Source organism: Mycobacterium sp. NPDC003449 (genome assembly GCF_053588415.1).
Map to the genome: position 1 here is coordinate 1 of NZ_JBSFPX010000003.1, position 21,386 is coordinate 21,386.

Sequence of the window (21,386 nt, forward strand, 5' to 3'; positions counted from 1 at the left end):
CGGGTAGCGAGTAATACTCACCCCGGAACGGAACGATCTGGGTATCGATGTCGAGCCCCGCGACCTTGGCGATACGGTCGGCCTGAAGGCCGGCGCACGCGACGAGATGATCTGCCTCCCAGGTCGCGTCGTCGGTCTCGACAATGACCCTGTTCGGTTCCTCACGGATTCCTGTGACGGTTCTGCCGGTTTCGACGGCGCCCCCTGTGCTGACGATGCCGGCGGCAAGAGCGCGACTGATGAGCGAATAGTCGATGACGCTCGTGGCGGCGACTCTGATCGCGCCGAGACCACGGACATGGGGTTCGGCCGCCCGCAGTGCCGCAGGACTGAGCAATTCGACGTCGAGTCCATTGACCTCTGCCCGCTCGAATAGCGCACTCATGCGCTCCTTCTCGACGGGGTTGGTCGCTACCAGCAGCTTGCCCGTCGCCCGGTACGGGATTCCATGCTTGGTGGCGAAGTCCTTGGTCTCCTTCTCGCCCTGCTTGCACAGCTGTGCTTTCAGGCTGCCGGGGGTGTAGTAGATGCCGGAGTGTATGACACCGCTGTTGTGGCCGGTCTGATGCTGGGCGACAGCCGGTTCCTTCTCCAGGACCGTGACGGACGTGCCGGGTCGCGATTGCTGGATCTTGTAGGCCGTGGCGAGTCCGACGATGCCACCGCCGACGATGACGACGTCGGTGTGATCGGTTGTACTCATAGGTTTCATGCTCCGGGATGGTGGGCGGGAGATATCAGCGCGAAACCGGGTCCGTTCCGGCGAGGATGAACGGCACGTGGTGTCGGCGGCAGATCGCCTCGACCTCGTCGATCAGGGTCAGGGGTAGCGGGATGCCGAAGGCGCGACGCTCGCGCCGCGTCATCTCCTCTGGCTCACCAGGAACGAGGACCGGATGGGAGGGGTCGATGGGCGGCGTGGAGTGGAGCAACTCGACAAGGGCATCGATATCGTGAAGGAACTCGCCGTCATCGCGGAACGCCGAAGGGTCCAGGGCCAGGAAGAAGTGCCCGATGTCGTCGGTGGCTCCACTGTCTCTCAGCGGTGAGAATGCGGCTCCGCAGAGTGTCGCCGAGAGGATTTGGACCATGATCCCCAACCCGTAGCCCTTATGATTCGCCATGCTCTCGGTTCCGCCGAGGGCCGTCAAGCCCCCTTGCTGCTGCGAGGAGATCTGGGCGCGGGCCTGATGGGCATCCACGATCGAGTGCCCGGTGCCGTCGTGCACCCAGCCGACCGGAAGCGGCTTGTCCCTCAGTGCGTAAGCACGCACCTTGTTGCTGGCCACGGTGGATGTGGACATATCCAGCACAAGCGGCCACCCAGCACCGGTCGGAGCCGCGAACGCGAGTGGATTTGTGCCCAGCCGAGGAACGGCACCTCGGGAGGGCAGTACGGCGACGACCCGGGTGGTGGTGGACGCCAGGCATACCAGTCCCCGGTTTGCCGCGCGGGCGACGTAGTGTCCGACAGCACCGAAATGGTGTGAGTTGCGCACGGCGACAACGCCGGAACCGCATTTTTCAGCCTTATCGACGGCGATGTCGACGGCTCGGATGGCGGCGATGTGCCCAAGCCCGCCCTGCCCGTCGATGGTGGCGTGGGAGCCGCCTTCCTTGACGATCACAGGGTCGGCGTGGACGTTGAGCCCACCCGTCGCGAGCAGATTCTCGTATGCGGGAAGCATGGCGATGCCATGCGAATCGACACCAGCCAGATCGGTGTCGGTCATGACGTCGGCGACGAGGTTCGCCTGCTCAGCAGGCAGCCCCCAGCCCGTGAGCACTGTGTGGATCTGAGTGCGGACCATCTCCTCCGACACGAGGAGCGCCCGCGTGGAGTGGTCGAGTGGGGGCACGTGCCGGCCCGTCACGGAACGTGCCTGGCAACGGGCTGATCCGTGCGGCGCTGACGATACGCGGCGATCAGGAGGGTGACGATGCAGATGACGGTCAGCGCGAGCATCGGCGTCATCGCGAGCGCGAAACTGCCGGTGTGATCCTTGATCGCACCGATCACCCAGTTTCCCCCGGAGGCCGCCAGCGATCCGAGCGCGTTCACCATCGCGACACCTCCAACGGCTTCACGTTTGCTCATCCATTCGGTCGCCAGACCCCAGAACGGTCCCTTGGCCGCGTACGTACCGGCCAGGACAACGGACACCACGAGCAGGAAGACCGGGAACGAGACAACCAGGGGGATGAAGGCCAATCCCAAGGCTGCCACGATGATCGGCAGGACCGTGGACTTCACCCGCTCGGCCTTACGGTCTGAAATCCGCCCCCAGACGAGCATGGCGACGATGGCAACGGCGAACGGCAGCGCGTTGAACCAGCCGATCGCGGAATTGCTCAGGCCGAAGCTCTTGATCATCTGGGGCTGCCATAGCGATAAGCCTTGACTGAGGACGGCGGTGCTGGCGTAGACAAGCGAAAGCACGAGGATTTTCCTGCTCAGCAGCAGCTTGACAAGGGGGATGTGATCGTCGGCGACTTCGCGCTGCTGGGCCTGCATTTCTCGGTCGAGCCAGGCCAACTCCGAGGTGCCAAGCCATTTCGCATCCCTCGGCCGGGACGGGAGCAGGAAGAGGGCGGCGATGCCCAAGATGGTGGCCGGCACGCCCTCGATGATGAACAACCATTGCCACCCGCGCAGTCCGAGCAGGCCATCGAGCCCGAGGAGATATCCCGAGATCGGCGAACCGAGCACACTGGAGAGGGGAATCGCCATCGAGAACACTGCGAGCACCCGGGCGCGGTAGGACGGTGGGAACCAGAACGTCAGGTAGAGGATGACGCCGGGGAAGAACCCGGCTTCCGCCGCGCCGAGTAGGAAGCGCGCGACGCCGAACGATGTCGGCCCGACGACCAGAGCCATGCCGGCCGCAACAAGGCCCCAGGTGATCATGATGCGCGCGATCCAGATTCGCGCACCGACTTTGTCCATGATGAGGTTGCTGGGGACCTCGAACACGACGTACGCGATGAAGAAGATCGATGCACCCAGCCCGAACTGTGATGCGCTCAGCCCGATATCGTCGTTCATCTGCAGACTCGCGAAACCGACGTTGGACCTGTCGATGTAGGCGATGAGGTACGCGACGATCAGGAAGGGCAGCAGCCGTAGCGAGATCTTGCGGATGGTGGTCCGCTCGATCTCGGGCCGCGGGTCTTTGGTGCCCGGTTTGATCCCGGCCATGCGACCGCTCCTCATGAAACTCGGGTGGGGGGTGGCGTGCCCCGCAGGAGGATCGCTGCGAACTCTTCGAGAGTCGGCGTGTCCATTTTCGTCATCGGTGCTCGCCGGCGGCAGCGGGAATATTGCTCTCGTAGCGGCGACGGCGTTCGGCTTCGTCGATCTGGACGGCTTCGGCGGCCGCGGTGACCGTCTCGGCCATTGCGGTCGGGATGACGGCCACGCCGTCGCCGTCCCCGACGATCAGATCTCCCGGCAGCACGGCGACGCCGGCCACGGCGATCGGGACCTGGAGCCGGCCCGGCCCGTATTTGTATGGTCCGGCCGGGGTGATGGCGCGCGCGAACACGGGCATGCCGTAACCGTGCAGCCCCTCGGCGTCTCGCACGGCGCCGTCGATGACGAAACCAGCGATCCCCTTGGCGGCGGCCCTGGCGCCGATGAGTTCGCCGATCAGCGCGCGGCTGAGATCGCCGTGACCGTTGACGACGATGACATCGCCGGCGCTGCACTCCTCGAGGGCCTTGTGGATGAAGAGGTTGTCTCCGGATCGGGTCCATACGGTGAAGGCCGGGCCGACGACGCGGGCGCCAGGCCACACACTCTGCACGGAGGAGTCAAGCAGGCCGAGGCGTTCCATTCCGTCGCCGATGTTGGCCGCGGGGACCGTTCGCAGTCGTTCGATCAGTTGTCGGCGAGTGTCTTTGTTCATGAGGACCTTTCGTTCTCCGAGATCGGGTGGTCAGTCGTGGATGAGGTGAATGAGGTCTTTGAAGACCGCGGCTTGTTCGTCCCAGAATTTCTTGTAGTCGGCTGCGTTGAGGTACTCGGGTTGCAGACCGAGGTCTTTCATCTGGTCTTGGAATTCCTTGCGTTTCATCACTGTTCCGATGGCCTCCGACATCCGGTCGACAATGGCGTCGGGGGTGCCTGCCGGAAACGCGTAGCCGCGAGAGGAGCCCTGCACGACGTCGTATCCGCTCTCGACGGTCGTCGCGACGTCGGGAGCGAACGGGCTGCGCTGCTCCGACATCACCGCGAGGAGCCGGGCGCCTCCGCTTTTCAGGGTGGGTTGGACGTCACCGACGTTGCTCAGGAGCAGGTCGACGTTTCCACCGAGGAAGGCCGTTGCGCTGGCGGCGGCGCCGTCGGCGAAATGCACGGGTCGGATGTCTATGCCGGCGGCCTGGTTCAGCTCGGTCAATGCGAAGTGTTCGGTGGTTCCGATGCCCGTGGTGGTGGCCGTGATCTGTCCTGGTGTGGCCTTGGCGGCGGCAACGAGGTCGTTGAGGGTTTTGTAGGGGCTGTTGGGGGCGACGGCGATTGCGACCGGGTCGAACACCTGTAATGCGCTGGGCGCGAAGGAGTCGACGGTGTACTCGGCCTTGCGGGATTTGTCGAGCGCCGATACCAGGAGGCCGGGAATCGTGGTCAATCCGAAGAGGGAGCCGTCGGGAGCGGCCTCGGACAACGCGGTGTAGCCGATCTGCCCACCGGCGCCGGGTTTGTTCTCGACAACCACGGGTTGGCCGAGTTCTTTTTCCAGCTCTTTGGCCATCAGTCGGGCGCCGACGTCGGACCCGCCGCCGGGATCGAAGGCGACCAGCATGGTCACCGGACCGCTGGGGTAGTCGGCCGATTCGTCACCGCCGCCGGCGTTCTGGCTGCGCATGCCCGCACACCCGGCCGATAGCAATGTCACGGCGAAGGTGACGGCGACTGTGCGCCGAAACTTGCGCATATTCATGGGAACTCCTTCGATATGAGTGGGTGGAGCCGGTCAGCTCTCGATGTCCGAGGGCAGATTGGCGCGGCGCCGCAGGCGGGAGCCCGCGGCGGATGCGATGACGATGACCGCGGCGAGAATCAACATCGCCAAGGCAATGGGGCGGGTGAAGAACACCGAGGGATCCCCATTCGAGATCTGCATGCTCTGGCGCAGAGCGGACTCCAGCAGCGGCCCCAGCACGAGTGTGAGCACCAGCGGCGCCAATGGGAGACCGCAACGCCGGAACAGCAGACCGACGATCCCGAATCCGATCATGATGTACAGGTCGTAGACGCTGCGGTTCACTGCGAACGCCCCGACGATGATGAACACCAGGATCAGTCCCCGCAGTATCGGATAGGGGATGGCGAGCAGCCGCGTCCAAACGCCGACGAGCGGCACGTTGAGAATGACCAGAATGACGTTGCCGATGAGGAGGCTGGCGATCACCGTCCACACCAGCAACGGGTCGGTTTGAAACAGCGACGGGCCGGGGGTGAGGCCGTTGAGGAGGAAGGCGCCCATGAGCACCGCGATCGCCGGTGATGCCGGGACGCCGAGGGTGAACAGTGGGATGAATGCCGAGTTCGCGTGGGCGTTGTTCGCGGTCTCGGGTGCCGCGACGCCTTCGACGGCGCCGGTGCCGAGTTCTGCTCTGTGGCGACCCACCTTGCGTTCGACGCTGTAGGCCAGTAGCGAGGAGATGGTGCTGGTGACCCCGGGAATGACGCCGATGATGCCGCCGATCACGGTGCCGCGTCCCACTGCCGGTGCGGCGCGGCGGATCTCGGCTCGGGTGGGCAGCAGCTCGCGCAGCTTGGGGATTGGCGGCCGGGCGATACTGGTGGCCGACACGTGCAGTAATTCTCCGAGGCCGAACAGCCCCACCAGTACGGGAACGATGCTGATGCCGTCGAGCAGGTGCGGTGAGCCGAAGGTGAAGCGCGGCAAGCCCTCCACCGGGTCGATGCCCACCATGGCGATGAGCATGCCTACGGCCGCGGAGATCAGCCCGCCGGAGACGGATTTCCCGACCAGCCCGACCAGAAGCGCGACTCCGACGATGACGATGGCGAAAAACTCGGGCGGACCGACCATGAGTCCGAGTTTCGACAGCGGTTGCGCGGCGACGATGAGGCCCAGGGTGGCCACGGTACCGCCGATGAATGAGCCGAATCCGGCGATCGTCAGCGCCGCGCCCGCGCGGCCGCGCAGCGTCATCTGATAACCGTCAAGACAGGTGATGGCGGTCTCGCCTTCGCCGGGGATGTTCAGCAGGACGCTGGTGATGGTGCCGCCGTAGGAGGTGCCGTAGAAGATGGCCGCGAGCATGATGATCGCCGACGCCGGCTCCATGCCGAAGGTGACCGGTAGCAGGATCGCGATACCGGCGGTGGAGCCGATGCCGGGTAGCAGACCGAGTGCGGTGCCGATGAGGCATCCGATGAGCGCGTAGAGGAGATTTTCCGGCGTTGCGGCGGCGGCGAGGCCCGCGCCGAGTGAGGTGAGCAGGTCCATGAGTGCTACAACCCCAAGTTCGCGAGAAGCGGGATGGATGCCGTGGGCAGCGGGACGGCGAGTAGCAGGTCGAAGAGCGTGAAGACCCCGAAGCTACCGATCACCATGGTCGGGATCGTCACTCGCCAGCGTTGGTGTCCGAGCACGCGGAGGTGGAAGAACAGGAACGCCAGAACCGTGATCTGAAAACCCAGGATTTCCAACGACATTGCGGCTAGAACCAGGCTGGCGACGATCGCCGTGATGCTGCGGACGGAGTTGATGTCCTCGCCAGTCTCGACGCCTTGGGTGCTTTCGGTGGCATCGACACTCTCGCCGCGCCACTGACCGAGTCCCCACATGATCGCCGCCGCAGCGAGTACGACGGCCAGGCACAACGGGAAGAACCCCGGCCCTGGGCCGAGCGGGGTCCAATACCCCAACGAAAGGGTGCCGATCCCCGCCGCGACGGCGATCGCGAACAACACGGCGGCGACGACGACGCCTAGCCACGACCTCTGGGGGCCGGGAAGCTCGGCGGTGCGCGTGGTAGTGGTCACGGAGAACCTCAAGTCCATGGAAATGTTGCGGCGAAAACCTCATTGTGTGAGGCTATTACTCGTCTTATGATGCATTGAGGATGTGATTCAGGTCAAGCCTCGGTAGCGATGTGACCTCGATGATGCTCGATTCCGAAGCGTCGGCGAACAAGTGAAAGGCGACCATGACGACCGCACATGTCCTTCTGACCTCGGTGTTTCTCCGTCCGGGAGATGAGGTGGACCTCATGCTGCGCGCCGCCGGATGCACTACCAAGCACGCCCCCCTCACCGGGGGCCGGTCCGAGGAGGAACTCATCGAGTTGCTCACCGACGTCGACGCAGTGGTTGCCGCTTCGGATCCGTTCACAGCTTCGGTGCTGGCCGCAGCGCCGGCACTGCGCGTGATCGCTCGCACCGGCGTGGGATTCGACGCCATCGACGTCGACGCGGCCAGCGAGCGAGGCATCGTGGTGTGCAATGCGCCTGGCGTGAATCGTCAGTCGGTGGCGGAGTTGACGCTGGCGTTCCTGTTGATGTGCGCGCGGCACATCAACCCCGTTGTCGCCGACGTCCGGTCGGGTGGGTGGGGACGCCCGTCGGGTACCGAACTGGCGGGCACAACTCTGGGCGTTGTCGGGTTGGGGGCGATCGGCCGCGCCGTCGCGCATCTCGCGACGGCGTTCGGCATGCGTGTTCTGGCACACGACCAGGTCATCGACAACGCATACGTCGACGAGCACGGAATCGAGGTCGTGCCGCTCGAGCGGTTGCTCAACTTGTCGGACTTCGTCAGCCTGCACCTGTTCCTCGGGCCTCAGACGCATCACCTCATCGACGCCGAGAGATTGGCCTTGATGAAGCCGACCGCCTACCTGATCAACACCTCGCGCGGACCGATCGTCGACGAAGCCGCGCTGGTGGATGCGCTGCGCAACAACGTCATCGCCGGTGCCGCGCTCGACGTCGTGGAGGCAGAACCACTACCGCCGGACGCCCCGATTCGCACGCTGCCCAACGTCGTGCTCACCCCGCACATCGGAGGCTCGACCCGCCAGGCAAGAGACCGCTCCGGCCTCATCGCCGCTCGCTGTGTGATACAAGTTCTTCGAGGTGAACTACCGGAGAATGCCGTCAACGCGCCACGCTCCAAGGGCTACCAACAGGTCTGACGAGGGTCGGCGAGGAAGGAAACGAGGTGGCCGGGCCCGAACGACCGAGTAATATGCGGTCACTCGAACGGGCGATCGACGTGCTCGAAGTGCTCGACGCCAGCTCCCAGCCGCTGCGGATCTCGGAGATCGCACGACGCGCCGGTTTACACAGCGCCACCACACAACGCATCCTGCAGGTGCTGGAATCGCGCGGCCGCGTGGAGCGCGACGCCCACGGCGGGTATCGGGCAGGGCTGGCACTGCTCTTCGGCGCCCACGCCTACCTCGCCAGCAGCCCCTTGGTCGCCGCAGCAAGGCCCGTCCTGCAGGATCTTGCCACAGCGACCGGACTGACATCGTCGCTGTTCGCGCGCACGGGATTTGCCCGCGCGGTCATCGCGCGTATCGAAGGCAGTACACCGATGCGCTACGTGCTGCCGACCGGTGAACGCCTACCCCTCACCGTCGGCGCCGGGAAGATCTTGGCCGCCCACCTCAGCTCGGCCGATATCGCCGAGGCGCTCAAGGTGGAGGCCGACGTCAAACCCGCCATCGGACAACGCCCAACCGACGATGAGTTCCTTTCCGAGATGGAACAGATCCGCCGAGACGGTTACACCTACTCCCACCAGCAACGTGCGTTGGGCGTGGCATCGGTTGCGGCGCCGATCTTCGACAGGGCCGGCGAATGCGTTGCGGGCGTTCAGGTCGCCGGCGACATCCATGATCTCACCGAGGACCACGTGCCGAAGCTTGCCATCGAAGTCCGGCGAGCCGCCTCGGCCATCGCAGAGCGCATAACCTGATATCACCGGGGTGGACGGTACCCCACCACGTACCGCAGACCATCGCACATGGCCCCCCCGATACGGTCACCAGAAACCGGGATTCGTCCGGCGCCACGACGCTGTCACATCAATGGTGTTCGATTAGGCAGGGAAATCCACACTGCGAGAAAGAGTTTCGCTGGCCCGAACGTCGACCAGGTTCTGCTCCAGCGCATCGATCACGGCGTCGTATCCGCCACTGCCAAGGACCAGCCGACGGGGCGGCGGCTCCTGGGTCATCGCCGCTATCACCGCACGGGCACCGCGGCGCGGATCGCCGGGCTGCGCCCCGTCCATCTCAACGAAGGCGGCGCGGACCCGCTCCAGCATGTCGTGGTACACCGGAATCGCCTCCGCAACAGGCTCGTTCCCGAATCCGGCGTAGGCGTTCGTGCGGAACGCTCCCGGTTCGACCGTCAACACCGAGATACCCTGCTCGGCGACCTCGTCGCGCAGCGCATCGGTGACGGCTTCGACGGCGTACTTCGTCGCGCTGTAGTAGCCGAATCCGGGCGCCGCCACCAGCCCGGCCACCGAAGACACGTTGACGATCCACCCGCTCCCGCGGGCCCGCATCCCCGGCAGCACCGCACGCGTCACCGACAGCACCGCGAAGAAGTTCAGCTCGAACATCGCCCGCAACGAGGACTCGTCCATCCCCTCGATCGATCCATACCAACCGCGGCCGGCATTGTTGACCAGCACGTCGATACCACCGAAGCGCTCCTCGGCGGCACGCACCGCGCGCAGCACCTGGGCCGCGTCGGTGAGTTCCAGCGGCACGACGAGAACGCGGTCACCGTACTGCTCCGCCCACGCCCGCAACTCCTCGGGACGCCGGGAGGTGAGCACCACGCGGTCCCCGGTCTCCAACGCCGCCTCGGCGAACGCCACCCCGAAGCCGCCGGGCGTGCCCCCGGTGATGAACCATCTCCGGCTCATGGCTCGATCACCAGCCGACTGATCGACGCGCCGTCCAGCGTGAAGCGGAAGTGCAGGTCGGTGACCCCGCCCGGGAAGTTGCCCTGCAGGTGCTGCGAGACGTCGACGGTCGTCTCGGTCTGCCGGTCGAGTACTGCCGCGCCGGTGAACTCGGACGTATAGGTGTACTCGCTGCCCGAGGCGGCCAGCCAGGCCCCGATTTCGTCACGGCCCGCGTAGTCGCGGCCCTCGTCGGTCACCACGGCATCCGCGGTGAACGCGGCGAGCGCTCGGTCGTCCTCTCGATCGTCGAGCGCGGTCATGAACGTGTTTATGGTGTCCGGGAGTGCATCCCATTCGGTGGTCATGACTCCACGTTGGAGCTTCCCCTAAGGGGAGAGTCAACCCTGGGCCGGCGGCTCACGCCGCAGCGTTGACTCTCCCCCCAGGGGCAGACTGCACGATGGGCTTACCCGATAACGCGGGCGGTAGATCGCATAGGAGGACGCCATGGGCGCACAGGTCTCGATCGGTGACTTCGCCGTGATGACCAGCCTGAGCAGGAAGGCGCTACGGCACTACCACGACATCGGCATTCTCGAACCAGCCCACATCGACACCCACACCGGCTACCGCTTCTACGACACCGGCCAAGTCGATCATGCACACATCATCCGTCGGTTCCGATCTCTGGGCATGTCCATTCCCGATATCAAGGCGCTGCTGAGCACAGAAGACGCCGCGACCCGTACCGAGATCATCACCACCCATCTCGAACAGATGGAGATGCAGCTGCAGCACACTCGCGACACCGTCGGCGCGCTGCGCGAACTATTGACCCCCGTGCGCACCCCCGCCTACGTGGAGGTGCGCCACGAACCGCCGCTCGCCGTGTGGTCCATCGGTGCCATCATCGAGACTGCCGAGATCGACAGCTGGTTCGCAGCGACGCTGAAGAAACTACAAGATGCCGTTGCGACGGCGGGAAGGGAACCTTCCTCGGTCGTCCCGGGTGGCCTCTACGAGCGAGCACTATTCCTCGAATCACGTGGCAACACCACACTATTCGTCCCGGCTCCGCAATCCGCGGACCCTCCGGAAGGCGTCCGTGCCGAGGTCTTACCTCAGGCCGAATACGCGGTACTCACCCACTCCGGCGGTCACGACGGCATCGACCGCAGCTACGGGGCCCTGGGAATATACGCAAACGAGCATCTGATCAGCCACCGAGGACCGATTCGCGAACACTACATCGGTGGAACGCCCTCGGAACCAACGACGTTCACCGCCACAGAAATCTGTTGGCCAATTTTCAGCACCACCCGACCGCCAGACTGAACGCAGTCCTCGGCCAGTTCATGGCGGCGCGCCAACCCAAAGGAAACAACTGACGTGTACGAGCGGTTCGGCACTTACGGAGCACGGCTCAATCCCGCACTGGGCGATGTACCCCGTATCGAATACGCGCCCCAGCTCGAAGAGTTGGGCTATCAGACGATCTGGGTGGGAATCGGTGCAGACCCCGTGGGCGACATGAACCTGCTTGAGCAGATGATCGCCGCGACCAGACATGCCATCATCGCGAGCGCAATCATCAACATGTGGCAGGACGACGCCCGCAGCATCGCCCATCACTATCACCGGATCGTCGACCGTTACGGACCTCGCCTGCTGCTCGGCATCGGTCTCGGCCACCCTGAAAGCCGTGGCGCCTACGACAGGCCCTACGAACGGATGGTCCACTTTGTCGACGCACTCCTGGACGGCGGAGTGCCGGGCGAAGCGATCGTCATCGGCGCCCTGGGAACCAACACGCTCACCCTGGCCAGGGAAAAGACATTGGGCGCGCACCCCTATCTCACCGTGCCAGCGCACACGCGACATGCCCGAGAAACACTGGGTGCTTTCCTGGCCCCGAACACAAGGTCGTGCTGACCGAGGACGATCACGAGGCGCGAAGGATCGGCCGTCCCGCCGTCCAGAATCCCTACCTCGGCTTGCGGAACTACACCAACAACCTTATGCGGCACGGGTTCACCAAAGCGGACGTCGACGGATCAGGCAGTGACGCACTCATCGGCGCCCTGGTGGCCCACGGCTCCCCGAAAACGATTTACACCCGGATCGGCGCCCATCTCACGGCCGGCGCCAGCCACATCGGCATCCAGGTTTTCGCCGAAGACCCCTCCGCCTCACCTGTGCCGGCCTTCCGGTCCTTGGCCGAGCACCGCCCCGGCCGGTGAGACTTCGGATCTGCCGTAGTTCACGCGTTGTGATCAGCGAGTCATGGCGAACCGACAGGCAGCGGGCCAACTATTTCCGGAGCAGATAGCGCTGGACCTTGCCGCTCGGCGTCTTCGGGAGTTCGTCGACGAAGTGCACCGTCCGCGGATAGGCATGTGCGGCGTACCTCTTCTTGACCATCTGCTGGAGTTCGGCCGCCAGATCCGCATCACCGCTGCCCGTGTCCGCGAGGACCACATAGGCCTCGACGACTTCACCGCGCATCTCGTCGGGCCTTCCGACGACCGCGACGTCGACCACCGCGGGATGACGGATCAGTACGCTCTCGATGTCGAATGGGCCGATGCGGTAGCCGGCCATGATGATCACGTCGTCATCGCGGGCCTGGAAGTAGAAGTTGCCGTCCGGCTCCTGCCGGCCTGCGTCGCCCGTGAGATACCAGCGACCATCCGCGCTGTAGCGTTCGCGGGTCTGATTTTCGGCGTCGAGGTAGCCGCGGAACCACATCAGCGGGCTCGCCATCGCGTCGAGCGCGATCTCGCCATCGTGAACCGCCGCCCTGAATCCGGGCATGGGTTGGCCCATCGAACCGGGCTCCAAGTCCCGCCGAACCGATGGTTCCCAGTGGTTGTTGATGACCATCCCGTGCTCAGTCTGGCCGTAGTGGTCGCGGACCTCCGTCCCCAGCGCGGGTTTCGCCCATTCCACCACGTCGGGCGTGAGCGGTTCGCCCGCCGATGATGCACACCGCAGCCGGAGTTGTGGCATGGGGCCAGATTTGGCGAGGGCACGGTACACCGTCGGGGCCGCCGCGAAGTTGGTGACGCCGAGCTCGGCGAGGACCTGGGTGGTCCACTCAGGCGAGAAGCCCTCCCGTACGAGAATGTTCGCGCGTCCGGCCGCGAGTGGTCCGAGCACGCCGTAATAGAGGCCATACGCCCACCCTGGATCGGCGGCGTTCCAGTACACGTCCTCAGACGTCACGTCGAGTCCGTACCGCAGGTAAGCGGTGAACGCCGCGAGCGCCCGCAGTGGCACGGGAACCCCCTTGGGCGGCCCGGTTGTCCCGCTGGTGAACAGCAGGATCAGCTCGCCGTCTCCGCCTACCGCAACCGATGTGGCGAGAGGATGGTTGGCTGCGATGAGGTCGTCGAAATCGGCGCCGGTCACCAGACGCTCCACGGGCAAGCCGTCGAGCTTGTGTTCTTGCGACGGCTCGGTGACCACCAACGTGGCGCCTGCCGCGCGCAAGCGCATGTCGATCGCTGCCGGGGCGAAGGCGGTGAACAACGGGATGTAGACGGCACCGAGTCGAGCCACGGCGAGTAGCGTGAGCACGAGCTCACTGCGCTTGCTCATCAGAACACCGACGCGCGACCCCCGGGTGACACCGAGCTCGGCGAGCCCGGTCGCAAGGCGCGCGGACCTCTGTGCCAGTTCGCCATAGGTGAGTTGGCGGGTCTCGAGATATCCGTCGTCGGTCCTCCACACTGTGGTGAAGGCGACCTGCTGGGGATCGTGCGCGTCGACGAGGAGCTCTGCCGCGTTCGCGTCGGCGGCTCCGAAGACTTCGTTGAGCCGCCGGATGACTCCCTCGGCATCGGCGTCGAATCCCGGTGGCGTGCTGTCCATTACTGGCCTTTCATACAGGAAGATGAGGCTTGGCGGCGGTGGTGTCTCCGGGCGACGCGGTGTCGGCACCGATTCGGAAGCGCCGCACTTTGCCCACGCTGGTGCGGGGGAGTTCGTCGATGAAATGCCACTCCACCGGGCGGGCCGCCGGCGACAATTGTCGGCGCGCCCAATCCGACAGTTCGCTCGCCGTAGGAGGATTCGCGGGGTCCTTCGGTACGACGTAGGCCACGGGAACAACATCCCGGATGGGATCGGCACGGGCGATCACCGCAGCCTCGAAGATGCCGGGCGCGGACGTGAGTTGGCCTTCGATCTCCGCGAGGCTCACGTTCTCGCCCGCGACCTTGATGATGTCATCGACCCGGCCGACGAACCTGAGATCGCCGGCCTCGTCGGAAGCGACCAGATCACCCGTCGCGAACCAAACGTCCCCGGCTTCGAGGGGATCGAAGGCGCGGTCGGTGGCCGCCGCGTCGTCGAGATAGCACGCGAACAGGTCCGCGCCGGGAGTTCCGCGGATCAGGAGTTCGCCAGCCTGCCCGACTGCCGCGTCTTGGCCGGTGCCCGGCACCCGGACCCGCAGTTGCCGACCACGTGGTGGCCGACCGATAACGTTGTGGCGGTACGGCTTCTCCATGTCGCAGCAGGCGACCGCGAGCGTCTCCGTCATGCCGTACAGCTGCCGGGGCCGGGTACCCACCAGTTGGGCAAAATCGGTGTAATGGTTCGCACTGAGATTCTGTGCGAACCAAACGTGTTCGAGATCCAGTGGCTCCTGTTCAGATGACGTACGTGCCAAGATCATCCGGATCGGCGCGGCGAACAAGCTGGCGTGGGTCACCTGGAGGGCGCGGGCTCCGGCAGTCCAGCCGGAGGCCGTGAACGCCGCTGTCAATGCGATACTGGCGCCGACCGCGATCGCACTGGCAAAGCAGTAATACTGCGCGTTCGCATGGAAGATCGGCAGTGTCACATACCATCTGTGCTCGGTGTCCACCGCCGACAGTTCGGCCATCACCCGTGCCGCGCTCACGTAGTTCGCCTGTGTCAGCACAACGCCCTTGGGGGTTCCGGTGGTGCCGGAGGTGAACATCACCGCCAACCGGTCCGCGGGTCCGACGGCGGTAGACTTCGGCACCCGCGAATCGGTGAGCAATACACCGTCGGGAAGTACGTCGGCGGCGGTTTCGGTGAGTTCGATGATCGTCGGGATCAGCCCGGACATGCCCTCGAGGTAGGTGCCGGCGCGGGAGTCGCCACAGATACCGACCCTGGGATGCGTGCGCTGGGCCTGCCGGCGCAAATCACCCGGCGCGGCTGCCGGATCGGCCGGCACCATCCACGCGCCCAGTCGAGCAAGTGCCAGCCAGATCGCGACGAACCCCGGGCAATTGCGCAATGCCAGGTGCACGCAGTCGCCCTCCCTGACCCCGTCACCGGACAGCCTTGCTGCCGTCCGCGCCACGATGTCGTCGAACTCGCGATACGTCCACGTGGTGGGCCGGGCCCCGGGATGGGCGAACACCAAGAACGTCGAGTCGGCATGCTCGGCGACGCACTCGTCCCATAGCTCGCCGAAGGTCTTTCGCGCGTCCCCCGTCTGCTCAGTCATCGAGGAACGCCACCACTCTGGCGGGGGCGGCGCTGGCCATATACAGGCGCAACGGGAAGAAGCCCACCATGAATCCGTGCAATGGCAGCTGATCGAGGTTGGTCATCTGCTGGACGATGAACGCTTCACGCTGGGCGATAGCGAAGTGGGCGTCCCAGATTTCTGCCGGGTTCCCGGTCTCCTCGTATGCCTTCTTCATCACCGGGAACGGACGGTCCCAGCCCATCGCATCGGTGCCGAGGATAGTGGCTCCCAGCCCAGTCAGATGCAGTGTGCCCTCCGCGGTCATCCCTGGATACTGGAAAAACTCGGGATCCGAAACGTCATAGCGCTCCTGGCCGGTCCGGAGGAGAACCGCGTCGCCCGGTTCTATCGGACGCCCGGCGGCCTCGATGGCAGCGTCGAGCGCGTCGACCTGGATCGGCTGGTTGGGCTGGACCCAATCTCGGACATCGAGCACGATCCCCGGACGGTACAGTTCCTCGAGGGTGACGTCGGTGATGGTGCGGGCCGGCTTGCCCTCACACAGATTGCCACTGTGCAGGGGAGCGTCGACATGGGTGTTGCAATGGCTGCTCATGGTGATGTGGTCCTCACCCCAGCCCTCGCCATTGGGCAATTCGTCTGTGCTGCAACCGAAAACCGATGTGACGTGTTTCAAGCCGACCGATTCCGGCGGCCCGTAGGTGATATCGGGCCCTAGCACGACTCGCAGGGTTTCGTATCCGGGCGGAACCTCAATGCCGGGCGCGGGCTTCATGAGTCTCGAGAGTTCGACGAGTTTGGTCATGATGGTCTCCTGGCGGTCGTGGGCCGACTATGTGTAGGACAGGGTGTTGGTGAGGGTGCCGAGACGCTCGATCTCCAGCTCGACAACGGCTCCGTCACCGAGGGACCGGCCGAGCTCGAATCCGCTACCGCTCAGCACCGTGCCGCTGCCGAGGATGTCCCCTGGGTAAAGGTTCTTGCCGCGGCTGAGATGGGCGATGGCGAACTCGAAGGAATGGGTCATCGACGACGAGTTGCCCCGAGACCATTCCTCGCCGTTGACTCTGGCGATCATCTCCAGCGAGTAGGGATCGCCGACTTCATCGGCGGTGACGAGGTACGGGCCGAGTGTGTTGCTGCCATCGAAGTCCTTTCCTTCGGCGGGGCCCAGCGTCGACTTCATCACTTCGCTCTGTACATCACGCGCGCTCCAATCGTTGAAGATGCAGTACCCGAAAATATGTTGGCGTGCTGTGCGTTCAGGTATGTCGCGGCCTCCGGTGCCGAGGACCGCCGCGAACTCGAGTTCGTAGTCGACCGATTTCGACGTGGGTGGGGCGACTATCGTCTGGCCGGGACCGCTCACGGACAGGTGGTCGCCGTTGTAGTAGACGAACTGTTTCGTCAGCACATCGGGGAGGTCGCATTCGCCTGCGGTGAGCATGCGTTGGTACTCGGCCTCGGGGTCGGGCGCTGCGGCGGCGCGTTTGCGGGCCAGGGCGTGGAATGCAGGTTGAATGTGCTCGGTGAACAGGGTGCAGTCGCGCAGACGAACCGGTGCGGGTATCGGAGCGAGCAGTTCCGCTGCGCCCAGTTCGACGACGGACTCCGGTGGCGGATCGGCGTGGGCGGTGCGCACAGCGTCCCAGACCCGTGGTCCTGCGGCAACGATGTCGGCGACGGCGGAGAACTCGTCGCCGAGCGCAGACCGGAGGTCGAGGATGTGCTGGTCGTCGAGGAGAACTGCTGCGGCAGCCCGGCCATTCTTACGGTAGCTGAGGTACTTCACGATGTTCCTTGGGTAGGCGTGGTGGCGGTGGCATCAGCGTGCTCCTACCGCGGGGGCGGGCATCGCACGATCGGTCGAGTGACCGCCGAACAATGGTTCGGCCGGATCGAGTAACCGGCAGGCGTTGCTGACCGCGGTTGCGGCTTCGCCGAATCCGACTGCGATGAGTGGCACTTTGCCTGGGTGAGTCGTGATGTCGCCGGCGGCGAAAATCCTCGGTGCGATCGTGCTCATGGTGGAGTCCACCGGGATATGTCGATTGTCTGATATCCCGAGGTCCCAGGTGAGCAGCGGCCCCAATGCGGCGGTGAATCCCAACGCCGCGATCACGCGATGACAGGGCACCGTCATGGAATTGCCGGAATCGCGATGGATAGTCACCGATTCCAAGTCGGTGCCGTATCTGCTGCCGACGATCTTGGAACGGGTCAGCAAACGGATACCTGCCTGTCGGGCCGACGCTACGCTGTGTTCGTGGGCCCTGAAGTCGGCACGGCGGTGCACCACCGTCACCGAATTCGCGATGGGGTATAACGTCAGTGCCCAGTCGAGTGCGCTGTCGCCGCCGCCGACGATCACGGCGTCCCGTCCCTGAAATTGAGTCGGAGCGGTGACGAAATGTGCGACGTCGTGATCCTTCAGCCCGGTGCCTGAGGGCAGGGGGCGTGGCGTGAAACCGCCGACGCCGGACGCGATGATCACGGCGCCGGCGTCGATCACGGTTCCCTGATCGGTGTGTATGCGCACGCCGCTCGGCTGGTTTCCGTCGCCATGCTCGATGCTCTCTGCGCGTTCGCCGAGCACATACTGAGGGTCGAACTGCGAGGCCTGCAGTTCGAGCCCGGCGATGAGCTCACGACCGGGTATGGCGGGAAATCCGGCGACGTCGTGGATAGCCTTCTCCGGGTACATCGCCGTCACCTGGCCCCCGACCACCGGCAGGGCGTCGATAACGGCCACTGTTCGAGAACGGAATCCGGCGTAATAGGCGGCGAAGAGACCGACCGGGCCCGCGCCGATGACGGCGATGTCGGCGGCGACATGTCTCGGTGCGGATGTGGCTTCAGGCAAGGGAGTCTCCCGATTCGTCGGTGACCTCGATCAACCCCAAGGGACACGCGTCGTGGGCGCGTAACGCGTTGCCGAGTTCGGTCATCGGAGGCCAGGCGTCGCGCACGTGTACCCAACCGTTGGAATCGAGTTCGAACAGACTGGGCGCTGCGGCGACACATCCGCCGCTGCCCGCGCACTGATCGCGTCGTGCGGAGATGTGGATCGCAGTGGAATTTTCGGTCACAGGATCACCGGCCTCGTCTCCCATCCGCGCGCCACGGCGTTACTGGTGCGCCGCCGCGGCGGTGTGTTTCCCGCGCGGAGGTTGGGGAACGTATCGAGCACGTAGTCGAAGACGACGCGGCCCTCCAGTCGGCCCAGTGGTGCGCCCACGCAGAAGTGGATGCCGTGGTAGAAGGCGAGGTGCCGGTTCGCGCTGCGGTCAATACGAAACTCGTTGGGCGAGTCGAATACTCGCGGATCACGGTTCGCCGCCGGCAGGCAGGGTGAGAGGATCGAACCGGCCGGTATGGTTGTCTCGCCCACCTGCACCTCGTTGACGGCTTTGCGAAGCAGCAGGTGAAGTGGCGGGTCGAGGCGCAGGATCTCTTCGATCGCCGTCGGCAACTTGCTGCGGTCCGTGCGGACCTCGTCGAGAATGTGGGGGTTGTCGAAGAAGTGAGTGAGACCCGTACCGATCAGCGTGGTGGTGGTCTCGTTCCCTGCGACCAGCAACAGCGCGAGCTGCGAGACCAATTCGGCGTCGGACAGGTGGTCACCGGAGAGCGTTTCGGTGCGAATCAGTTCGCTGATGAGATCGTCCTTCGGCCGGACTGTCCGCTCCGCGATGAGTTCGCTGAGATAGTCGAAGAGCTCCAGTGACGCCGTGATTGCTCGATCCCGTTGTGGGCCTTGCACAACGGGATCAAACGTCGAGGCAAACCCATAAGACCACTCACGGAACTTGGCGCGCGCTTCGTCGGGCACGCCGAGGATCGCGGCGATCACGGCGACCGGTACGTCGGCCGCAAAGCCGGGCATGATGTCGAACTCTTCGCCGACGGGATACCGGCTGATCAAGTTCTCGGTCACCTGGCGGATCTTGGGCTCCCATGCGGAGATCGCAGCCGGGGTGAAGACATGACGGAACGTCGAGCGAATTCGTGTGTGCACCTGCGGGTCAGAGAACATGAACAGGCGCGACGCGGCGTCGAGAAAACGCAGGTGTTCGGGCTGATCGGGGTCGTGCCAACTGGGTGCGGAGTCGTAGAAGATGTCGCTGGAGAACTGGCGGTAGTCGCTGCCAAGGAGCCGCGCGTCCGCGTAGCGGCACACGAGGTAGGTCTGCAATGGGGCACACCAGTGAACTCCGTCATCAATTTCACGGAGCTCGTCGTAGGCAGGGAACGGATCTTGCATCTGTCCGCCGAACAACTCGGCGAAGAGGCCTGCAGCGCGCTGGTTCACAGAGGGGGCTGGGGCTGTGGTCAATGTCTGCTCCATCGGAGTCGCAACGAGTGGCTCAAGTCGTGAGCTCGGTCGAGTATGCGACGCATCACGCTTCTAGTCAACAGGGTGTGGACATGTGAGCACGGTGCGATGAACAAGGTGCCGATGCCGTCGGCGACGTAGTGCAGAACTTTGACGGCTAGGCTGCGTGGGGACATGAGTGACGACGGCAAACCCACCCAGGCGGCCACCCGTCCCCAAGCCAAAACTGGAAACTCCAAGCGTCGACGGCACCGTTCAAATGCGCCCCGACAGGGCGATCAGCGCCGAGAGCTCATCCTCGACAGCTTTGAGGAGATACTCCGGACGACCCCGATTGCCGAGGTCTCGATGGACGCCATCGCCAAGGCATCCTCACTGCACCGGACCAGCGTCTATTTCTACTTTGTGAGCAAGGCCGACGCCCTGGACGCCCTGATCGCTCGCGCAACCGACGAAATGCGGACCGCGATGTACGGGCGAACTTCCGACGAGTCGATGGCCGAGTTCACGACCCGGATCGTCGCCGCAGCACTCACGGGATGGCGACGGCATCGCCAGACATTCGCCGCAGCCGTCGAACTCTCGTCGCATCTGGGAGTCGGAGCTGACAAGTGGCGCGAGGTGATGCGCGACTTCGCCGGTACGTTGGGCGACGCGATACTGCAGGGCAAGTCCGACACCAACACCGCCGAGGCATACCAGCGAGGCGAAATCGTGTGCTGGATGGTGGAGCGCAACCTGTACTTTCTCTTCACCGGCGATCACGATGCCGCGGCAGAGAACTCGCTGGCGCAAGGTCTGGCTCGCGCCGCCTACGCGGTGCTGGCGGACGAGGGCTCGGATGTCGGTGGTGCGTGACCGGCTGCCGTGGCCGGGCCGCGTCTAAAGCTCGACAACACCCTCGGTTCGCGGTCAAAGTAGCCCCGAGGCACACCGCACTTGCCTCGACCCACCAAATCTGCAAACGTGATCCACGGCGGGGCGACCTCTTCTGCCGGCCCCAGGGTCTGGCTACACCTCAGCGCCAACGAGCGCCTCGAGGCACCCCGCCCCAAACACCCTTCGGTGATTGTCAAAGCTCGTGGCTCCGTTCAGGCGGGTGGCGATCAGGCCGGGTCGAGCAGTCGGGCGAGGAAGTCTGCCGCGGATGAGCCGTCGGTCTGCGCGAGCGCAGGCAGTTCGAGGAAGTGCCTGGCGATCGTGATGCCGAGGATGCTCGCCACGACGAGCTCGGCGCGAAGCTCGGCATCCTGCTGCGTCGAGGTCGCAGCCAGGACGTCGGCGCGGTCTTGCAGATAGTCGCGCATGACGCGCGCGGCCTCCGGCGAGGTCAGCATGGAGCGCATCAGGGCCCGAGTGGCCGGCGCGAGCCGGTGCAGCCGGTCCTCCAGCACCAGGCCGAGATGCTGGCGCACCTCCCCGCGGTCGAGTTTGTCGGTCGGCTGGACGGCGAGTGCGAACAGTGCCTGCTTGGTTCCGTAGTGCTGAAGGACGAGGGATGGATCCACGCCCGCGCGCCGTGCGATGCCACGAATGGTCGCGCCGTCGACGCCGTGGTCACCGAACTCCTGCTGTGCCGCCGACAGGATCTTCGATGCGGTCAGGGCCCGGCGATCGGCGCGGGTTCGAGGTTCGGCCATGAGTTCACTCTACAAATGATGAGCGAGGGGTA

23 protein-coding genes are annotated in these 21,386 nt (G+C 64.9%); 6 read left to right on the top strand and 17 right to left on the bottom strand.

The window, feature by feature from the left end:
• From lhgO to ACWDTP_RS01570, 7 genes are all read right to left on the bottom strand, one after another.
• On the bottom strand, positions 1 to 703 hold a 703-nt coding region (lhgO, locus tag ACWDTP_RS01540), incomplete at its 3' end, for an L-2-hydroxyglutarate oxidase (RefSeq protein ID WP_450015868.1).
• Between the two features lie 34 nt (positions 704 to 737).
• Entirely contained in the window at positions 738 to 1,874 is a 1,137-nt protein-coding gene (locus tag ACWDTP_RS01545) for an Ldh family oxidoreductase (protein WP_450015870.1), read from the bottom strand.
• On the bottom strand, positions 1,871 to 3,214 hold the full coding sequence (locus ACWDTP_RS01550) for an MFS transporter (RefSeq protein ID WP_450015872.1): 1,344 nt from the start codon (positions 3,212 to 3,214) through the stop codon (positions 1,871 to 1,873). The genes ACWDTP_RS01545 and ACWDTP_RS01550 overlap by 4 nt, the downstream gene beginning before the upstream one ends.
• Positions 3,215 to 3,290: 76 nt before the next feature.
• Complete coding sequence (locus ACWDTP_RS01555; protein ID WP_450015874.1) at positions 3,291 to 3,908, bottom strand: RraA family protein; 618 nt, start codon at positions 3,906 to 3,908, stop codon at positions 3,291 to 3,293.
• 30 nt (positions 3,909 to 3,938) lie between these two features.
• Complete coding sequence (locus ACWDTP_RS01560; protein WP_450015876.1) at positions 3,939 to 4,943, bottom strand: tripartite tricarboxylate transporter substrate binding protein; 1,005 nt, start codon at positions 4,941 to 4,943, stop codon at positions 3,939 to 3,941.
• 33 nt (positions 4,944 to 4,976) lie between these two features.
• A complete protein-coding gene (locus tag ACWDTP_RS01565; protein WP_450015878.1) occupies positions 4,977 to 6,482 on the bottom strand; it encodes a tripartite tricarboxylate transporter permease in 1,506 nt (501 codons plus the stop codon).
• 5 nt (positions 6,483 to 6,487) lie between these two features.
• Positions 6,488 to 7,021, bottom strand: coding sequence for a tripartite tricarboxylate transporter TctB family protein (locus ACWDTP_RS01570; RefSeq protein ID WP_450015880.1), 534 nt, complete (start codon positions 7,019 to 7,021; stop codon positions 6,488 to 6,490).
• A gap of 164 nt (positions 7,022 to 7,185) precedes the next feature.
• Here ACWDTP_RS01570 and ACWDTP_RS01575 point away from each other — a divergent pair, with 164 nt between their 5' ends.
• Both ACWDTP_RS01575 and ACWDTP_RS01580 read left to right on the top strand, forming a co-directional pair.
• Positions 7,186 to 8,172 (top strand): phosphoglycerate dehydrogenase, encoded by a 987-nt coding sequence (locus ACWDTP_RS01575; RefSeq protein ID WP_450015882.1) that lies wholly within the window; start codon positions 7,186 to 7,188, stop codon positions 8,170 to 8,172.
• Positions 8,173 to 8,225: 53 nt separating this feature from the next.
• Positions 8,226 to 8,960, top strand: a complete 735-nt coding sequence (locus ACWDTP_RS01580) for an IclR family transcriptional regulator (protein WP_450015884.1) — start codon at positions 8,226 to 8,228, stop codon at positions 8,958 to 8,960.
• Positions 8,961 to 9,083: 123 nt separating this feature from the next.
• Here the strand turns inward: ACWDTP_RS01580 and ACWDTP_RS01585 are convergent, their stop codons facing one another.
• Together ACWDTP_RS01585 and ACWDTP_RS01590 are read right to left on the bottom strand one after the other, a co-directional pair.
• Positions 9,084 to 9,923, bottom strand: coding sequence for an SDR family NAD(P)-dependent oxidoreductase (locus ACWDTP_RS01585; protein WP_450015886.1), 840 nt, complete (start codon positions 9,921 to 9,923; stop codon positions 9,084 to 9,086).
• Entirely contained in the window at positions 9,920 to 10,270 is a 351-nt protein-coding gene (locus ACWDTP_RS01590; protein ID WP_450015888.1) for a nuclear transport factor 2 family protein, read from the bottom strand. The genes ACWDTP_RS01585 and ACWDTP_RS01590 overlap by 4 nt, the downstream gene beginning before the upstream one ends.
• A gap of 142 nt (positions 10,271 to 10,412) precedes the next feature.
• On the opposite strand from ACWDTP_RS01590, the gene ACWDTP_RS01595 reads away from it, so the two are divergent.
• Genes ACWDTP_RS01595 through ACWDTP_RS01605 form a run of 3 tightly spaced genes read left to right on the top strand, consistent with a single transcriptional unit; the run spans position 10,413 to position 12,145 of the window.
• A complete protein-coding gene (locus ACWDTP_RS01595) occupies positions 10,413 to 11,240 on the top strand; it encodes a MerR family transcriptional regulator (protein WP_450015890.1) in 828 nt (275 codons plus the stop codon).
• Positions 11,241 to 11,294: 54 nt separating this feature from the next.
• Positions 11,295 to 11,837, top strand: coding sequence for a hypothetical protein (locus ACWDTP_RS01600; protein WP_450015892.1), 543 nt, complete (start codon positions 11,295 to 11,297; stop codon positions 11,835 to 11,837).
• Positions 11,831 to 12,145: a hypothetical protein gene (locus tag ACWDTP_RS01605; protein WP_450015894.1), complete on the top strand. Its 315-nt coding sequence runs from the start codon at positions 11,831 to 11,833 to the stop codon at positions 12,143 to 12,145. Before ACWDTP_RS01600 ends, ACWDTP_RS01605 begins: the two co-directional genes overlap by 7 nt.
• 70 nt (positions 12,146 to 12,215) lie before the next feature.
• Here ACWDTP_RS01605 and ACWDTP_RS01610 read toward each other — a convergent pair whose 3' ends face one another.
• From ACWDTP_RS01610 to ACWDTP_RS01640, 7 genes are read right to left on the bottom strand one after another with little or no spacing between them, the layout of a single operon-like run.
• A complete protein-coding gene (locus ACWDTP_RS01610; RefSeq protein WP_450015896.1) occupies positions 12,216 to 13,778 on the bottom strand; it encodes an AMP-binding protein in 1,563 nt (520 codons plus the stop codon).
• Positions 13,779 to 13,788: 10 nt separating this feature from the next.
• The gene (locus ACWDTP_RS01615) at positions 13,789 to 15,393 is read right to left on the bottom strand and encodes a class I adenylate-forming enzyme family protein (protein WP_450015898.1); all 1,605 of its coding nucleotides are present in this window, start codon (positions 15,391 to 15,393) and stop codon (positions 13,789 to 13,791) included.
• Positions 15,386 to 16,183, bottom strand: a complete 798-nt coding sequence (locus ACWDTP_RS01620; protein ID WP_450015900.1) for a cyclase family protein — start codon at positions 16,181 to 16,183, stop codon at positions 15,386 to 15,388. Before ACWDTP_RS01620 ends, ACWDTP_RS01615 begins: the two co-directional genes overlap by 8 nt.
• A gap of 27 nt (positions 16,184 to 16,210) precedes the next feature.
• On the bottom strand, positions 16,211 to 17,170 hold the full coding sequence (locus ACWDTP_RS01625; RefSeq protein ID WP_450015902.1) for a fumarylacetoacetate hydrolase family protein: 960 nt from the start codon (positions 17,168 to 17,170) through the stop codon (positions 16,211 to 16,213).
• A gap of 33 nt (positions 17,171 to 17,203) precedes the next feature.
• Positions 17,204 to 18,241, bottom strand: coding sequence for an NAD(P)/FAD-dependent oxidoreductase (locus ACWDTP_RS01630; protein ID WP_450015904.1), 1,038 nt, complete (start codon positions 18,239 to 18,241; stop codon positions 17,204 to 17,206).
• Positions 18,234 to 18,467 (bottom strand): ferredoxin, encoded by a 234-nt coding sequence (locus ACWDTP_RS01635; RefSeq protein ID WP_450015906.1) that lies wholly within the window; start codon positions 18,465 to 18,467, stop codon positions 18,234 to 18,236. Before ACWDTP_RS01635 ends, ACWDTP_RS01630 begins: the two co-directional genes overlap by 8 nt.
• Entirely contained in the window at positions 18,464 to 19,714 is a 1,251-nt protein-coding gene (locus tag ACWDTP_RS01640; protein WP_450015908.1) for a cytochrome P450, read from the bottom strand. The genes ACWDTP_RS01635 and ACWDTP_RS01640 overlap by 4 nt, the downstream gene beginning before the upstream one ends.
• Before the next feature lie 174 nt (positions 19,715 to 19,888).
• Here ACWDTP_RS01640 and ACWDTP_RS01645 point away from each other — a divergent pair, with 174 nt between their 5' ends.
• Complete coding sequence (locus ACWDTP_RS01645; protein ID WP_450015910.1) at positions 19,889 to 20,572, top strand: TetR/AcrR family transcriptional regulator; 684 nt, start codon at positions 19,889 to 19,891, stop codon at positions 20,570 to 20,572.
• Between the two features lie 248 nt (positions 20,573 to 20,820).
• Here ACWDTP_RS01645 and ACWDTP_RS01650 read toward each other — a convergent pair whose 3' ends face one another.
• Entirely contained in the window at positions 20,821 to 21,354 is a 534-nt protein-coding gene (locus tag ACWDTP_RS01650; RefSeq protein WP_450015912.1) for a TetR/AcrR family transcriptional regulator, read from the bottom strand.
• Positions 21,355 to 21,386 lie beyond the last annotated feature (32 nt).

Coding starts and splice junctions, on each gene's coding strand:
- ACWDTP_RS01550 (WP_450015872.1), bottom strand. CDS start 3,214: ATGAGGAGCGGTCGCATGGCCGGGATCAAACCGGGCACCAAAGACCCG.
- ACWDTP_RS01555 (WP_450015874.1), bottom strand. CDS start 3,908: ATGAACAAAGACACTCGCCGACAACTGATCGAACGACTGCGAACGGTC.
- ACWDTP_RS01560 (WP_450015876.1), bottom strand. CDS start 4,943: ATGAATATGCGCAAGTTTCGGCGCACAGTCGCCGTCACCTTCGCCGTG.
- ACWDTP_RS01565 (WP_450015878.1), bottom strand. CDS start 6,482: ATGGACCTGCTCACCTCACTCGGCGCGGGCCTCGCCGCCGCCGCAACG.
- ACWDTP_RS01575 (WP_450015882.1), top strand. CDS start 7,186: ATGACGACCGCACATGTCCTTCTGACCTCGGTGTTTCTCCGTCCGGGA.
- ACWDTP_RS01580 (WP_450015884.1), top strand. CDS start 8,226: ATGCGGTCACTCGAACGGGCGATCGACGTGCTCGAAGTGCTCGACGCC.
- ACWDTP_RS01585 (WP_450015886.1), bottom strand. CDS start 9,923: ATGAGCCGGAGATGGTTCATCACCGGGGGCACGCCCGGCGGCTTCGGG.
- ACWDTP_RS01590 (WP_450015888.1), bottom strand. CDS start 10,270: ATGACCACCGAATGGGATGCACTCCCGGACACCATAAACACGTTCATG.
- ACWDTP_RS01595 (WP_450015890.1), top strand. CDS start 10,413: ATGGGCGCACAGGTCTCGATCGGTGACTTCGCCGTGATGACCAGCCTG.
- ACWDTP_RS01610 (WP_450015896.1), bottom strand. CDS start 13,778: ATGGACAGCACGCCACCGGGATTCGACGCCGATGCCGAGGGAGTCATC.
- ACWDTP_RS01615 (WP_450015898.1), bottom strand. CDS start 15,393: ATGACTGAGCAGACGGGGGACGCGCGAAAGACCTTCGGCGAGCTATGG.
- ACWDTP_RS01620 (WP_450015900.1), bottom strand. CDS start 16,183: ATGACCAAACTCGTCGAACTCTCGAGACTCATGAAGCCCGCGCCCGGC.
- ACWDTP_RS01645 (WP_450015910.1), top strand. CDS start 19,889: ATGAGTGACGACGGCAAACCCACCCAGGCGGCCACCCGTCCCCAAGCC.
- ACWDTP_RS01650 (WP_450015912.1), bottom strand. CDS start 21,354: ATGGCCGAACCTCGAACCCGCGCCGATCGCCGGGCCCTGACCGCATCG.